This window comes from Microbulbifer mixtoriginis (SeqCode), assembly GCF_052467235.1.
Map to the genome: position 1 here is coordinate 4,603,698 of NZ_CP174305.1, position 15,707 is coordinate 4,619,404.

Here is a 15,707-nt window from a genome sequence, read left to right on the forward strand (position 1 = left end):
CCTCCACTCAACTACAAAGAGCAATTGCTGCAAGCTTAGACAACTTTGACATGGGGCTCAGCAACCTGGGGTAGAACCGGTTGCTGATACCCACAAAGGGGGCGGGGGTACTAGGGTGTTTCTCTCCCAGGTTTTTCCGCTGAATCAGCTACTTCGCCATATCCCAAGGAAGAACTTGACTTATCCATAGCTGCTCCCTGCCTGTCTAAAACACCGATATCCAGAACAGGGGAGGCATCAATATGCTGGGCATCCATCATCTGGGCTACACGCTGGAGCGAGGCAATGATCATACTCTGCTCCCAATCCTTCAGATCACCAAATTGGCGGGCGAATTGATCTTGGAGCGGGATAGGTGCATCTCTCAGTGTTTCTGCAGCTTGATCTGTGAGGTAAGCATGCACTTTACGCTTGTCTGATTGAGAGCGCTGGCGATAGACAAGCCCCCTTTTCTCAAGGCGATCCAAGATATTGGTCACTGTAGCTTGACTGAGGCTCACTTCGTTGGCCAGTTCACCGATGGTGACTTCGCCCTTATTTCTAATGGCCTGTAGCAATAACACCTGGGGAGCGGTCAGGCCTGTTGTTTTGGCCAGGTGCTTGGAGTGTAAATCTGTGGCTCTTATTACACGCCGAAGGGCCACTAGCACTTGTTCAATACTGTTCAAAGCTACCTCTCAATCTCAGAATCAGGGCGATTGGGCGGATTATATAACCCTATATCCTAATTACTAAACGCTTATGGTTCTCCCAGGAAAATATCTACAGTACTAAACAATTGCCAAGAACATACCCCTTCGTTTGGAACCCTGAATTGCGAAAATCCCCCCATTCATAGGCGCTTCTGCCCATTTCCAGGGCTTTTACCCAATAAATTTGCCCATTTTTAGGGCGGATATTGTGATCAGATTCTCTTCACCCACTAGATTTTATATTTAGTTTGTGTACGATGTTTAGCGTTCTAAGTATTTGGTTGTGGCTTTTTGCGAAAAACAACCAAAATGAGCATAAATAATGATCTATCTGCATATTTATCACTCACTGAAATACTTAGAGGTGAAACTATGGGTTGTCGTATAGGAAGTTATTTTGTCTAGTCCAGAAAATATTTTTTTGAGGCCACCATCCCTGGAGGATGGCATGGCTGTTCACAAATTAATCGACAGCTGCCCACCCTTGGATGCCAACTCAAGTTATTGCAACCTCCTCCAGTGCAGTCACTTTGCCGATACTTCAGTGATCGCAGAAGAAGGTGATGAGAAGTTGGGGTTTATCTCCGGATACTTGATTCCAGGTCGTACAGACACTCTGTTTATTTGGCAGGTTGCCGTGGCGGAAAAGGCGAGAGGGCTGGGGCTAGCCTCTATCATGCTCAGAAATATCATCGAACGCCCCCAGTACAGGTCGGTGAGATTTATCGAGACAACGATCACTGAACACAACCTTCCCTCCTGGGCCCTCTTCCAGAGCGCTGCAGAGAAGCTCTCCGCAGGCCTCCAATCCTCCCCTTGGATGGATTCCCAGACTCACTTTGATGGTCTGCATGACTCCGAAACCTGTGTGCGTATCGGGCCTATTGCTCAAACAACAATTTAAAAAAGAGAGAAGAATGAAAATCTTTGATGAGATTGAATCTGAAGTACAAAGTTATGCCCGCTCCTTTCCGCGAGTGTTCAATCGTGCAAAAGGCGAACTCATGTGGGACGAGGAGGGGAATCAATATCTGGATTTTCTGGCAGGCGCTGGCACTCTCAATTATGGGCACAACAACCCGCTGTTTAAGCAAGTTCTGCAGGATTACATTCAGAGTGATGGCATTACCCATGGTTTGGATATGCACACCAAAGCCAAGGGCGAGTTCCTGCAAGCACTTAACGATAAAATTCTCAAGCCACGCAATATGGAATACGTGGTTCAGTTTACTGGCCCAACCGGGACAAATGCGGTTGAAGCAGCAATGAAAATTGCCCGCAATGTTACCGGACAGCAAAATATTGTGACTTTTACCAATGGTTTTCACGGTGTGAGTTTGGGCTCCCTGGCAGCTACGGGCAACTCTCATCACAGGGACGCAGCAGGGGTTAGCTTGAATGGCACTCATCGCATGCCCTATGACAACTATCTTGGCAAAAATATTGATACTACAGAGTATCTCGACAAGGTGCTTGCAGACTCCAGCAGCGGGATCAATTCTCCCGCGGCGATTATCGTCGAAACCGTTCAGGGTGAAGGAGGTATCAATGCGGCCAGTATCGAGTGGTTGAGAAACCTACAAGCTGTCTGCAAAAAGCACGGGCTGCTCTTTATCGTCGATGATATTCAGGCTGGCTGTGGCCGCACTGGAAATTTTTTCAGTTTCGAAGAAGCAGGTATCGAGCCTGACATTATTACTCTCTCCAAGTCACTTAGTGGCTACGGGCTGCCCTTTGCCCTGGTTTTAATGAAGCCCGAATTAGACCAATGGAAACCTGGTGAGCACAACGGCACATTTCGTGGAAACAATCTGGCTTTTGTTACGGCCAAAGCGGCAATTGATCACTATTGGTCAGATGATAACTTTTCGCGGGAAATCAAGCGTAAAGGGAAGTACATCTCCGAGCGGTTGGCAAGTATTGTCAGTCAATATGGTGAGGGTAACTTCACCACTAAAGGCCGCGGCATGTTCCAAGGTATTGATTGTGTGAGTGGCGAACTTGCAGAAAAGATTACCAAACTCGCCTTCAAGCAGGGGTTAATCATTGAAACTAGTGGCGCAGATGATCAAATCGTTAAGCTACTCTGCCCTCTGGTCATCACTGACCAGAACCTTAAGAAAGGTATCGACATTATTGAATCCGCAATTCGAGAAGTCTGTGCTGGAGAGCAGGATATCCCTGAAGAAAGAGTCTATTTCGAGGCCTGCTAGACCCAATTGTATCCAAAACTCATTGGTCCAGCTGGAAAGCTAAGCCTGCTGATAACCAGGCTATATAGTTACACATACAACATAACGGAATATTCATGATTGTTAGAAATCTACAAGAAGCCAAAAAATCAAACCGAAGAATCGTCTCGCCGGATGGCAATTGGGAGAGTACACGCCTACTTTTAAAGGATGATGGCGTTGGTTTTTCCTTCCACATCACCACCATATACACCGGTGCTGACTTCCAAATGCACTATCAAAACCACCTGGAAGCAGTTTACTGCGTTTCCGGCAGAGGAGAGGTGGAGACGATGGATGATGGGAAAAAGCACCCTATCGAGCCTGGAACCATCTATGTCCTCGACAAACATGACCGGCACACTTTGAGGGCATTTGAAGAAATGACCATGGCCTGTGTGTTTAACCCTCCTTTAAATGGAAAGGAGGTACACAATTCTGAAGGTGCTTATGAACTAAAAGCCGATCCCATTGAATAGGTAGTCAATTACAGGGCAGCAGCTGAAATGAAGTACCTGCTAGAACGCATCCATTCGCTCAGAAATGATATGTACCCCTCCAGGAAACGAGGAGTCGCAGGTCGAGTAACACGGCGTAGAGATCCAGTGGTTTATGGTGGACCAAATCCCCCTCCCCCGCTGGATCTTGAGCAGGTGGACGCCTATAGGCAGCAGGGATATATCGTTCTTGAAAATGTATTTTCTGAGAGGGAGGTTCAGGTCTTTCAAAAAGAGCTGGAAACCCTCAAGGAAGACAATGACATCCGCAGCTCTGATGAACTCATTACTGAGTTAGAAAGTGAAGACGTGCGCTCGGTATTTCGTATTCATGAACGCAGCAGCCTGTTCAGGAAGCTTTCAAGAGATAACCGGATATCAAATATCGCGAGATATATTTTGGATGATGAGGTTTATATCCATCAATCTCGGGCGAACTATAAACCTGGATTTCGTGGCAAGGATTTCTATTGGCATTCTGACTTTGAAACTTGGCATGTCGAGGATGGAATGCCGCGAATGCGTGCACTCAGTGTATCCGTAATCTTAACCGAGAGCCGGAATTACAACGGCCCATTAATGCTCATTCCGAAGTCCCATCATCACTACATCGGCTGTGATGGTGAAACCCCTGAGGGGCATTACTTAAGCTCTTTGAAAAAACAAGAGCTCGGAATTCCGTCAGATGATCACCTGCGCAGGCTGACATCTGAAGGGGGCATAAAATCTGTTACAGGTAAACCTGGCAGTTTAGTCGTATTTGATTGCAACCTGATGCACGGCTCCAGCAGCAATATTAGCCCATACCCGAGATCCAACTTGTTTTTTGTCTTTAATGCATTGAGCAATAAGGTAGAAGACCCATTTTGTAGCCTCCCACCAAGGCCAGAACATATCTGCACGAGGAAATCGATTTCTGTTATCTGATATGAAAATCAATCCAGTGGCATTCATCCATTGGATACGCCGTTATCAAGAGAAAGAAAGGACCAGTAAGAGACAATGCATACGATAGAAAAGATTGGTGGCACCTCAATGTCGGACTATGAATCTGTCCGGGACAACATTATTAAAGGTGACTCCAAAAGGCTCTACAATCGTGTTTTTGTAGTTTCAGCTTATGGTGGTATTACCGATCTACTTCTAGAGCATAAAAAGAGTGGCCAGCCGGGTATTTATGGCCTCTTCTCAAGCAGTATTGAGGATGATAGCTGGCTGGTGAAGTTTGGTGAGCTTCGCACACAGCTGCGACAGATCAACGATCGTCTATTTGGTGACACTGACTTGCTCAAGGAGGCCAATCTCTTCTTGGATGAGCGCCTGGAAGGGGCTAAGAAGTGCCTCCGAGACTTACAAAGTCTCTGCCAGCATGGCCACTTCTCTCTAGATGCCCACCTGGGAACAGTAAGAGAGATGCTTGCCAGCCTTGGCGAGGCACACAGCGCTTGGAATACATCAAAACTGCTGCAGCGGGATGGAGTCAATGCGTGCTTTGTAGATCTAACGGGCTGGCGTACCAGTAAGCACATACCGCTGGATGAGCGCATTCGTGATGCCTTCGCCAACATCGACTTGAATCAACAGTTACCGATTGTTACCGGTTACGCCCACAGCGATAAGGGTCTGCTTATTTCCTTTGACCGGGGTTACAGTGAAATGACCTTTAGCCGCCTTGCCGTACTCACAGGAGCCAAAGAGGCGGTGATCCACAAAGAGTTCCACTTGAGCAGTGCGGACCCTCGCCTAGTTGGGCCAGATAACGCTGTGCCTATCGGTCGTACAAATTACGATGTGGCCGATCAACTGGCCAATCTGGGTATGGAGGCAATTCATCCCAAGGCGGCAAAGGGTTTACGCCAGAAGAATATCCCCCTCCGGGTAAAGAATACCTTTGAGCCAGAGCACGCCGGAACATTAATCACCCGTGACTATGTGAGTGATTCGCCCTGTGTGGAGATTATTGCTGGCTGTAAAGGTGTCTATGCGCTGGAACTTTTTGATCAGGATATGGCAGGCACGATCCACGATTATGATCGGGAAGTGCTTACGGTAATTAAAAGGTACAAGGCGCATATTGTGTCTAAAAATACCAACGCCAATACCCTAACCCACTTTTTGGCTACGAACCTGAAAACCATCAAGCGTATACAGGCATCTCTGGAAGAACGCTTCCCAGAAGCAGAATTAAACCAAAGGAAAGTGGCTATTGTTTCCGCCATCGGGAGCGATATGCAAATCCCCGGCGTGCTGGCAAAAGCGGTTCAATCACTGGCTTCTAACGATATTACAGTACTCGCCATGCACCACTCTATGCGGCATGTGGACATGCAGTTTGTTGTTAGTGAACCAGATTATGACACTGCCATTAGAACACTTCATGAGGCACTGGTTGAGGTTTATGATCATGGGACCGCAATATGCCTCGCCTCCTAAATACCTGTTTTTTGACTTTTCTTTTACTTTCCCCGGCTTCCGTTTCCCAGGAAACGGAAGCGAATAAAGAAGACAGTGCGCAGAAAGAGGTGGAATCTTTACAGAAGCCGCTATATACACCATTTATAGAGCGGTATGTGCTGGATGAAATCAAACAGTTGCGTATCGACCAAGCCAAAGCTAAACAAGAGTTGATTCAGCAGATTGTCGACCGAGAGCATAATTCCGTGGACCGAGCGGTTGCTTACGCAACCGATACGGTCACCTACTTCTTCTATCTCATAGCCGCCGCCACTTCCATATTGGTCTTAGTGGGTTGGCGATCGCTACAAGATATTAAAGAGCGTGTGCACTCCCTAGCGGATGAGGAGATATCAAAGCTGGTTCAAGAATATGAAAAACGTCTGGAGGTCATAGAGAGTCAATTACAACAAAAGACCCAGCACATTGAAGAGAATCGCGAGGAAATTGAGCTGACTCAAGAAGTACAATCTCTCTGGCTGCGTGCTCAGCAGGAATCCTCAATCGCCAACAAAATCGCGATCTATGATGAGATTCTGCGTCTTCGTCATGAAGATGTTGAAGCGTTGACATACAAAGCTGATGCAGTGCTGGAGTTGAACGAACCCCAATGGGCTGCAAATCTTTGTCAGCAAGCCCTAGGTATTGATCCAGATAATAGCCATGCCTTCTACCAGCTAGCTTGTGCTTATACGGCTATGGAGCAGTTTGATGAAGCGCTACGGTATCTGGCTGAGGCCATTAAGAGGCGAGAAAGTTATCGGGATGAAATTCTCAGTGACAATGCCTTACAGCCACTGGCGGTAAGTGACGTTTTCAAGGATCTAGACAAGGTTATTGCTCAAACCCCGCCGCCACATAGCCGCGAAAAAGATACTTAGCAAGCTGTCACCTTGGCATTTTAAAGCTATAAGACTATGTGAACTCAAGTATCAATACGCGGATCAATAAAGCCATGAGTGAATCAAGCCTTGATGAAAGCCGCCGTGGATTTCTAAGAGCCATGACTGCAGCTACAGGCGCCTTACTAGCCGCCCCCCCTGCAAGTGTTGCCCTTACTCCCTCATCAACGTCCAAATTGCCAAGTGGAGTTAACCCCAAAAATTTCATTATTCATGGGATTAACCCACTGACAATAGAAACCCGTCGGTCTTTGATGGGCATGAGCGCTATCACCCCTGAGGCCCGGTTTTTTGTGCGCAACAATTTGCCATTGCCCTCCCCCCAGATTGTTGAACGACCGGATACCTGGATGCTTGAAGTCAAAGGCGTAAAGCAGCCCACTGCTATCTCTGTAGCAGAGCTGAAAGGGCTGGGTTTAGATGCCGTCGGTGCAGTTATTCAGTGTACAGGCAACGGCCGCGCTTTTTTCAAGCATGAACCGGCAGGCTCTAAATGGGGAGTTGGCGCAGCCGGCTGCGCTATCTGGACAGGCGTTCGGCTGAAAACTCTGTTCGATCATTTTGGCGGTGTGGATGCGGGTATGAACTTTTTGACCGCTACTGGAGGCGAGATCATTCCTGAGGAGATGGAGCGCAATGATCTGGTCGTAGAGCGATCAATCCCTATCAAGAAGGCATTGGACGATACTATATTGGCTTGGGAAATGAATGGCGCACCAATACCGCTACTGCATGGCGGCCCCTTACGGCTCATCGTTCCTGGTTATTTCGGCTGTAACAATATTAAGTACGTCAAGACTCTCACCTGCGCACCGCAAGAATCCGAGGCCAAAATCCAAAAAACGGGTTACCGCCTTAGACCCATTGGCGCTCCCCCTGGCCCAGACTACCCAAGCATGTGGCGTATGCCTGTAAAGTCTTGGGTAAATGGCCCGGGTGCGGACAATACCCCAGCTCTAGCTGGAGAAGTGACTTTCTACGGTGTTGCGCTTTCTGGTGAACGCGGCGTGAAGAAAGTAGAAGTCTCGCTCGATATGGGCAAAACCTGGCAGAATGCAGAGTTAGAGGATTTGGACCTCGGCCCCAACGCTTGGCGAGTTTTTTCTTATACCGTGAATTTACCAAAGGGTCCGCACACCATCGTCTCGCGCGCCACAGATACCCAAGGGGATATCCAACCTAAAGAACGTGTAGAGAACGAACGCGGCTATGCACACAACGGCTGGCTGGATGCAGCACTTACGGCAAACCTGTTGGGTGAGTTACCCAAGGAGAAAGTTGTAGCAACCGATCAACATATGGTGAAAGAAGAAAGCACCCCCCCAGAGCGTGAATCGGTTTCTTTATCTGCAGAGGGTCAAGCCGGAAAGCAAGTCTACCTCGAGTCTCAACCTTCTTGTGGAGCTTGCCATACCTTGAAAGATGCCGGCTCTGAGGGCCTTATAGGCCCCAACCTTAATGAATTAAAACCTAATGCAGAAAGCGTGAAAAACGCTGTTACCAATGGCGTTGGCGCCATGCCAGCATACAATGACTTGATGACGAAAGAGCAGATTAGTTCTTTGGCAACTTATATTGAGGAGGCTACAAAATAGTGAGGTGGTCAAATGTATCCCGAGCACATTGTTTATTTGATTTAACTAATTGATGTGTTAAATAAAAAAATAAAAGCTAGAACGTAAAAACGCACGAAATTTGTGCTTCAAAAATAAAAACAAAAATTGCTAAAATAAGGATTATCATTGGTTTATTCATTTGTTGGGTTTTTATTATTATTCGTGCTGGTAGGTGTATTCTCAGCGCTTTTTAGCCGCAACACCAAGGCCGATTATTACCTGGCTAGCAGTGGAGTTCCCCCCTGGTTAGTGGGCCTGTCGGCAGTGGCGACTAACAATAGCGGTTATATGTTCATCGGGGTTATTGGTTATACCTACATGACCGGGTTCGCTTCTGTCTGGTTAATGGTGGGCTGGATCGCTGGTGACTTTATTGCTTCACTTTATGTACACAAAAGAATAAGAACTGCCACTGATTCAAGTGGTGAAGTCAGCTATGCCGGCGTGCTTAGCAATTGGTATGGGCAAAATCACTCTGCCCTACAGCGGATTATAGGTATCATATCTTTACTATTCTTGCTCACCTATGCATCAGCACAGATGGTTGCCGGCAGTAAGGCGCTACATGTACTACTGGACTGGCCTCTCTGGTCTGGCGCTGTGGTTGGGGCGTTGCTGGTATGTCTTTATTGCCTGGCCGGCGGCATACGCGCTTCCATTTGGACTGATGCTGCACAGTCGATTGTTATGATCGTCGCTATGGGCACACTTCTAGCCGTAGCCCTTACCAGCCTGGGAGGTGTCTCAAGTGCAATGGGGCAAATGCAAGCCGTCGAGGGATTTACGAACTGGTTTCCCCAAGACCTGGCCTTTTCTGGTTGGGGCGGGCTCGTTATTTTTGTCATCAGCTGGGGGATTGCGGGACTATCTGTGATTGGCCAGCCCCACATAATGGTCCGCTTCATGACTCTGAGTGATCCCGGCAAAATGCGTACGGCGCGGGGCTGGTACTACCTGTGGTTTGTTCTCTTTTACTCCATGGCCACAGGGGTCGGCTTGCTATCCAGGGTTTTCATCGCCGATTCCGGCAGCTTTGATGCTGAGCTAGCATTGCCGACCATGGCCATAGAATTGCTGCCACCAATCGTAGTTGGGTTGATCCTGGCTGGCATCTTTGCTGCAACCATGTCCACTGCAGATTCACTACTTCTTAGCTGCTCCGCAGCCATTACTCACGATATTCTTCCCCGTAAGATTGAGAAGACTTGGTTTCTTAAGCTCATAACTGTTGTTATTACCGGGGGCGCACTACTTCTGGCGCTTGCCAACAACCAAAGCGTCTTCAATATGGTGATCTTTGCCTGGTCTGGCCTCGCCAGCGCATTTGGCCCCCTATTGCTGGTGCTTTGTTTTGGAGGAAGACCCTCACAAGCAACCTCTATTGCCGCTGTAACCGTTGGGTTTACGACAGCAATCGCCTGGAGATTATTGGACCTTCATAGCCTGATTTATGAGGGCTTACCTGGTATAGCCTCGGGTCTGATTGTGTTTTATTTGGCTAATTTTCTCCCCCAGCCATCGCCTTTGCGCGAAGTAAATAGTTAAGTTCCAAGGGGAGGCTATCCCTCCCCTTGGAACTCAGCATTACGGTTTTCAACTTACCCCACCCAGGCATCTCATGCTTAGCTATCGAAGTCACGTTTGAGTTTGCGCCCTAAGAATAGGTTAAAATTTGCACAGTTCTTTTTGTAGAGTTCAAATGAGATTTTTGACCCAATTCAGCTCGGTTTTTATCCTTGTATCAAGGGTTTTTCTCTCAAACTGCAGAAATATAAACCCCCTGTGAACCTGTCGGTTTTGTTGCATTGAGTGCTAACAATTAGAGTTCAAATTAAAAATATGTTATATTTTGTGCCATATCGCCCGACATTTGACCGTCGGGCCGGGGCTGGAGCCTGACGATTTGGCACAAAAGTCTACGTCAGACCAGCCCATTTTTTTGCGATGGCCAATGGGTCACTGGACGGCTATTTACCGCCCTGCCCCATCGCTAACAAATAACCGACTGACCCTCTGTTAAAGCAGTATGGAGAAACAGATGTCATTGGAAAAAAAACAAAGCTTTGTTGATGGCCGCTACCTGGCAAACGAAAGCGGTGAATGTTTTGACGTGTTCAACCCGGCGACCAACGAAGTCAGCTATCAGGTTGAGGTTGCCGACGAAAAGGTACTGGCAGAAACCATCGAGAGCGCCAAGCGTGGTTTTGCCCAGTGGTCAGCGATGATGCCGGTCGAACGCAGTCGCATCCTACTGAAAGCAGTAGCACTGTTGCGCGAGCGCAATGATGAGCTTGCAGCCATAGAGGTTGCTGACACCGGCAAGCCCTGGCAGGAAGCCAGTGTTGTCGACGTGGTGACTGGGGCCGACTCGATAGAATTCTTTGCCGGCCTGGCCGCAGGCATTGAGGGCAATCAGCAGCAAGTCGGTGAGGACTTCTACTACACCCGCCGCGAGCCCCTGGGCATCTGCGCTGGAATCGGTGCCTGGAACTATCCCTTACAAATCGCTTGCTGGAAAGCCGCCCCGGCCCTGGCCTGCGGTAACGCCATGATCTTCAAGCCTTCCGAAGAAACCCCCAAAGGTGCTTCGAAGCTGGCTGAAATCTTTATTGAAGCGGGCATGCCCCCGGGTGTTTTCAACGTAATCCAGGGCGATGGCGCCGTGGGTGCCTGGCTGACTAATCACCCGGATATCGCCAAGGTTTCCTTTACCGGCGAAGTGGGTACCGGCAAGAAAGTGATGGCCGCAGCGGCTTCCAACCTGAAAGAAGTCACCATGGAGCTGGGTGGCAAGTCCCCGCTGGTGATCTTTGATGATGCCGACCTGGAGCAAGCCGTTTCTGCTGCCATGCTGGGCAACTTCTACACCCAGGGCGAAATCTGCACCAACGGAACCCGGGTATTTGTACACCGCAGTATCCACGATCAGTTCCTCGCTCGTCTGAAAGAGCGTGTTGAGCAAAATATTATTGCCGGTGATCCGATGAATCCGGATACAAACTTCGGCGCGCTGATTTCTGCCAAGCACCAGCAATTGGTGATGGACTACATCAGCAAGGGGAAAGAGGAAGGCGCGACCCTGTTCTGCGGCGGCCACACCCTTTCACCAGAAAATTCACCTAACGGTTACTTCGTTGCTCCCACCGTATTCACCGACTGTCATGACGATATGACCATTTGCCGCGAAGAGATCTTCGGCCCGGTAATGTCGGTACTGGTCTTTGATGACGAGGACGAGGTGATCCGCCGCGCTAACGATACCCGTTTGGGCCTCGCCGCCGGCGTATTTACCCGTGATATCACTCGCGCCCACCGTGTGATCCACCAGATGCAAGCGGGTATCTGCTGGATTAATGCCTACGGCGCTTCCCCGGCAGAAATGCCGGTGGGCGGATACAAGTTATCCGGAATCGGACGCGAAAATGGACTTGCGACCCTGAACCACTACACCCAGCTAAAAGCGGTGTATGTGGGCCTGGCACCACTGGAAAGTCCATTTTAAGCGGTACCCTGTATGAGTGAGTTTGACTACATCATTGTCGGCGCCGGCTCTGCCGGTTGCGTTCTGGCCAACCGCCTGTCTGCCCAGGAAGATAAAAAAGTCCTCCTGGTAGAGACCGGGGGGAGCGATCGCAGCATCTTTATCCAGATGCCCACCGCACTATCTATTCCCATGAATACAGACAAGTATGCCTGGCAGTTTATGACTGAGCCAGAGCCGTACCTGGACAACCGCAGCATGCATTGCCCCAGGGGCAAGGTGCTCGGTGGCTCTTCCTCGATTAACGGGATGGTTTACGTGCGCGGGCACGCCAAAGACTTTGATGAGTGGGCACAGCACGGCGCCGAAGGCTGGGATTACGCCCACTGCCTGCCCTACTTCAAACGCTCTGAGACCTGGGCTTTCGGCGGTGACGATTACCGTGGCGACGAAGGTCCACTGGGGGTCAACAACGGCAACGAAATGGCCAACCCCCTTTATGGAGCCTTTATCGAAGCTGGTAAAGAAGCTGGCTACGACTACACCGCAGATTACAACGGTGAGCAGCAAGAGGGCTTTGGCCCCATGCATATGACGGTAAAAGATGGTAAGCGCTGGTCTACCGCCAACGCTTACCTGAAACCGGCAATGCAGCGCCCCAATTTGACGGTATTGACCCACGCCACTGTGCATAAGGTGATTCTGGAAGGTAAACGGGCAGTCGGAATCAAACTTGAACGCAAGGGAAAGATCCTGGAATTCAAGGCGCGGCAGGAGGTCATCCTCAGCGCAGGTCCCATCGGCTCCCCTCACCTTCTTCAGCTCTCCGGAATCGGAGATCCCGACACACTGGCAGAAGCCGGTATCGAACTCCAACACGAACTCCCCGGCGTCGGCCAAAACTTGCAGGACCACCTGGAATTCTATTTCCAGTTCCGCTGTAACCAGCCGATTTCCCTGAATGGCAAGCTCGACCCCTGGAATAAATTCCTGATCGGCGCTCGTTGGATACTGAAGAAGGATGGTCTTGGAGCCACCAACCATTTCGAGTCCTGTGGTTTTATTCGCTCCAAAGAAAACGTGGAGTGGCCGGACCTGCAATATCACTTCCTGCCGGCAGCCATGCGCTATGACGGCCGCGAAGCTTTCGATGGCCACGGCTTCCAGGTGCATATCGGGCACAACAAGCCCAAGAGTCGCGGCAGGGTCAAAGTAGTGAGCAGCGATCCCAAGCAATCCCCTTCCATCCTGTTTAATTATTTGCAGGAGAAAGAGGATATTGAGGGTTTCCGCGCTTGTGTGCGACTGACTCGAGAGATTATCAATCAGCCGGCTTTCGACGAGTACCGAGGCGATGAAATCCAGCCCGGCACCGATATCCAGACTGATGAACAAATTGACGCTTTCGTACGGGAATCCGTTGAGAGTGCTTACCACCCATCCTGCTCCTGCAAGATGGGCACTGATGCAATGGCAGTGGTAGACCCGGAAACCCGTGTACACGGATTGCAGGGCTTGAGAGTTGTAGATTCCTCCATCTTTCCGACCATTCCCAACGGCAACCTGAATGCGCCCACCATTATGGTGGCGGAGCGGGCTGCTGACCTGATTTTAGGGCGCCCTGTATTGGCGCCCTCCGAGGCACCGGTAGCGACCAAGGCTACCAGCACTCAGCGACCTGGCCGCCCTGCGCGCTCAGTGAGCTGAATTTACGTCGGCGCTCTGGCAGAGATTTGACTGCCCCCTTCAAATGCGACGGGGATACTCAAATCTCGCACAGCAATGCCCTCTGGGGGCGCCGGCATACCAATAACTAGCTGGAGACTCAGCATGACAGCTTGGCTTTCTGCGGGATTATTGTTTACCTTCACGGCAATAATTTTCTCGCTGATTAAATGGGGAAATGTGAAGATGGTCGGGGTAACCCCGGTCAAAACCTTCACTTTTATAGCGATCCTTTTCACCTCCGGCCTCGATGTAGGCCTGATCATGTTCCCCCTCACCGAGTTCGGTGGCTACGCAGACTTAGCCAATAGCCCAGAATATGGTTTCACCAACCCACTCGCGATTGAGTTTGGTTTTTGGGCCTTCCTGATCTGGGGCTTCTACTTCCTCACCTGTTTTTACTTCTGCATTATCGAACCTAAAGTTAAATTCTTTGAGTTGGGCCCAGTAAAACTGATTAACAATGTGGTGATTATCGGAACCTGCGCCTTTACCGCTTACTTGCTGCTTAGCAACCTGCCCTGGTATCTGCCGCAAGTTGGTGATGGTGAAACCATTGTGGGCACCTTCTACCTGATCGTTTTTGCAGTGATCGCCGCAGCGGTCTACTCATCTACCAGCTTGCGCTATGTGCGTTTCCTCAGCCTGGCAACCACCTGGATGTTTATTGGTCTGATCGCGGTAATGTGGGTAGGCGCCTTTACCGGTGAGAACGGCAGTGTTGGAGACTTTGCTTCCACCTTTGCGCTGCTCGGCGGTTACTTCGGCAACATCCACCAGTTCGTGCTGCCGTTAAATGACTATCACGAGTTTTACCTGTTCTGGTGGTTTGCCTGGAGCATTATGATCGGCCAGTTTACCTCCCGCTTTGTGGGTGGCCTGCGCACTTACCAAGTGCTGGCGGCGATGCTGATTTTCCCATCCATCCCCATCGCGCTCTGGTTCACCGTGCTCTACTACTACTCCAGCCAAGGCCTGGATACCAGTGGCTTCTACAACCTGGCTATGGTGATTGTGGGTATTACCTTCGTGATCAACTCGCTGGATTCCCTGATTCGCCTGTACACCGACAATCTGGGCATGACCGTTGCGCGCCTGGGCAAGTGGAAGTACTTCGTGCTGAACCTGGCTGCAATGAGCCTGCTCACCCTGTTGTTCAAGCTGGACTTCCTGCAAATCCAGTGGATCGGCGCTCTGGTGATTGGCATCTTCTTCTGCTGCCTGGGTTACATCCTGGTGAAGCGCTTCAGAGCGGTAGCAGCTATCGACTCCTCGCCTAAAGAAAACAAAATCGACTTTAACAAGATCGAACTGGCGAGCTAACTGTTGAAATCCCCCGCCTAGTTTGGCGGGGGCTACAAAATATAAATAAGTGGTTATTGAACAATGAAATCGACGTTGAAACTTTCTGCACTCACTTGTGCTTCCCTGCTGGTACTTGCTCAGCAATCCCAAGCAGAGCTGTCTTCTACTGTAAACCTGACCACCGACTACACCTTTAACGGTGTTAGCCAGACTCAGAATGACCCAGCTCTGCAGGCTAGCCTGGACTACGGCTTTGATAACGGTTGGTATGTTGGTACCTGGGCTTCCAATGTGGACTTTGGCAAAGGTGATGACACTAACCTGGAGTGGGACTTCTACGCAGGTAAGTTCATGCAACTTACCGACAAAGTGAGCCTGGATACAGGTATTGCTTACTACACCTACCACGGTGATAAGGCTTCTGATGACGGAAATTATCCAGAGGCTTACGCTAAGTTAGGTTACAGCTCCGATCTGGGTGAGTCCGAAGTGAATGGCTGGTACAGCTGGGACTACTTTGGCGGAGGCGGCAGCCACTACATTATGATGCTGGCTCACACTTTTGAGTTTGCAGAGGGGCATAACGTTCGCTTCAGTGTGGACCGTTCTACTTCTACGAACTTGGACAACTGGAGCTGGGATAACAAAAAATCCTACAACCACTACCGTGTAGAATACATGACTTCTCTTAACGGTTTTGATTTCAATATTGCCGCCGAGAATACCAATCTGGATTGGGACACGGCTGACGAGCGTATCGTTTTCTCTGTCGCTCGCACTTTCAGCCTGTAAGGCTAGAGGTTT

Annotated in this window: 13 protein-coding genes; 12 read left to right on the forward strand and 1 reads right to left on the reverse strand. The window is 49.7% G+C overall.

Annotated features, from left to right (window positions below; genetic code table 11):
- Nucleotides 1–110 precede the first annotated feature (110 nt).
- Nucleotides 111–668 (reverse strand): MarR family winged helix-turn-helix transcriptional regulator, encoded by a 558-nt coding sequence (locus tag ACJJIO_RS20140; RefSeq protein ID WP_252085909.1) that lies wholly within the window; start codon nt 666–668, stop codon nt 111–113.
- A 445-nt stretch (nt 669–1,113) separates the two neighbouring features.
- On the opposite strand from ACJJIO_RS20140, the gene ectA reads away from it, so the two are divergent.
- The 12 genes from ectA to ACJJIO_RS20200 all read left to right on the forward strand — a co-directional run bounded on the left by ectA (nt 1,114) and on the right by ACJJIO_RS20200 (nt 15,695).
- Entirely contained in the window at nt 1,114–1,596 is a 483-nt protein-coding gene (gene ectA / locus ACJJIO_RS20145; RefSeq protein ID WP_444911021.1) for a diaminobutyrate acetyltransferase, read from the forward strand.
- Nucleotides 1,597–1,609: 13 nt separating this feature from the next.
- Nucleotides 1,610–2,905: a diaminobutyrate--2-oxoglutarate transaminase gene (ectB, locus tag ACJJIO_RS20150; RefSeq protein ID WP_444909614.1), complete on the forward strand. Its 1,296-nt coding sequence runs from the start codon at nt 1,610–1,612 to the stop codon at nt 2,903–2,905.
- A gap of 95 nt (nt 2,906–3,000) precedes the next feature.
- Complete coding sequence (locus ACJJIO_RS20155; RefSeq protein ID WP_444884921.1) at nt 3,001–3,402, forward strand: ectoine synthase; 402 nt, start codon at nt 3,001–3,003, stop codon at nt 3,400–3,402.
- A 27-nt stretch (nt 3,403–3,429) separates the two neighbouring features.
- The gene (thpD, locus tag ACJJIO_RS20160; RefSeq protein ID WP_444909615.1) at nt 3,430–4,347 is read left to right on the forward strand and encodes an ectoine hydroxylase; all 918 of its coding nucleotides are present in this window, start codon (nt 3,430–3,432) and stop codon (nt 4,345–4,347) included.
- Between the two features lie 75 nt (nt 4,348–4,422).
- Nucleotides 4,423–5,853 carry an aspartate kinase gene (locus tag ACJJIO_RS20165; protein WP_444884923.1) on the forward strand — a complete coding sequence of 477 codons (1,431 nt, stop codon included), beginning with the start codon at nt 4,423–4,425 and terminating at the stop codon, nt 5,851–5,853.
- Nucleotides 5,838–6,755, forward strand: coding sequence for a TPR end-of-group domain-containing protein (locus ACJJIO_RS20170; RefSeq protein WP_444909616.1), 918 nt, complete (start codon nt 5,838–5,840; stop codon nt 6,753–6,755). The genes ACJJIO_RS20165 and ACJJIO_RS20170 overlap by 16 nt, the downstream gene beginning before the upstream one ends.
- A gap of 74 nt (nt 6,756–6,829) precedes the next feature.
- Nucleotides 6,830–8,371 carry a molybdopterin-dependent oxidoreductase gene (locus ACJJIO_RS20175; RefSeq protein WP_444909617.1) on the forward strand — a complete coding sequence of 514 codons (1,542 nt, stop codon included), beginning with the start codon at nt 6,830–6,832 and terminating at the stop codon, nt 8,369–8,371.
- Nucleotides 8,372–8,518: 147 nt separating this feature from the next.
- Nucleotides 8,519–9,937 (forward strand): sodium/proline symporter, encoded by a 1,419-nt coding sequence (locus tag ACJJIO_RS20180; protein WP_444909618.1) that lies wholly within the window; start codon nt 8,519–8,521, stop codon nt 9,935–9,937.
- 493 nt (nt 9,938–10,430) lie between these two features.
- The gene (betB, locus tag ACJJIO_RS20185; RefSeq protein ID WP_444909619.1) at nt 10,431–11,894 is read left to right on the forward strand and encodes a betaine-aldehyde dehydrogenase; all 1,464 of its coding nucleotides are present in this window, start codon (nt 10,431–10,433) and stop codon (nt 11,892–11,894) included.
- Nucleotides 11,895–11,906: 12 nt separating this feature from the next.
- Nucleotides 11,907–13,580: a choline dehydrogenase gene (gene betA, locus ACJJIO_RS20190; RefSeq protein ID WP_413665769.1), complete on the forward strand. Its 1,674-nt coding sequence runs from the start codon at nt 11,907–11,909 to the stop codon at nt 13,578–13,580.
- Between the two features lie 123 nt (nt 13,581–13,703).
- Nucleotides 13,704–14,921, forward strand: a complete 1,218-nt coding sequence (locus tag ACJJIO_RS20195) for a BCCT family transporter (RefSeq protein ID WP_444886162.1) — start codon at nt 13,704–13,706, stop codon at nt 14,919–14,921.
- A 63-nt stretch (nt 14,922–14,984) separates the two neighbouring features.
- Nucleotides 14,985–15,695, forward strand: a complete 711-nt coding sequence (locus ACJJIO_RS20200; RefSeq protein ID WP_444884930.1) for a TorF family putative porin — start codon at nt 14,985–14,987, stop codon at nt 15,693–15,695.
- Nucleotides 15,696–15,707 lie beyond the last annotated feature (12 nt).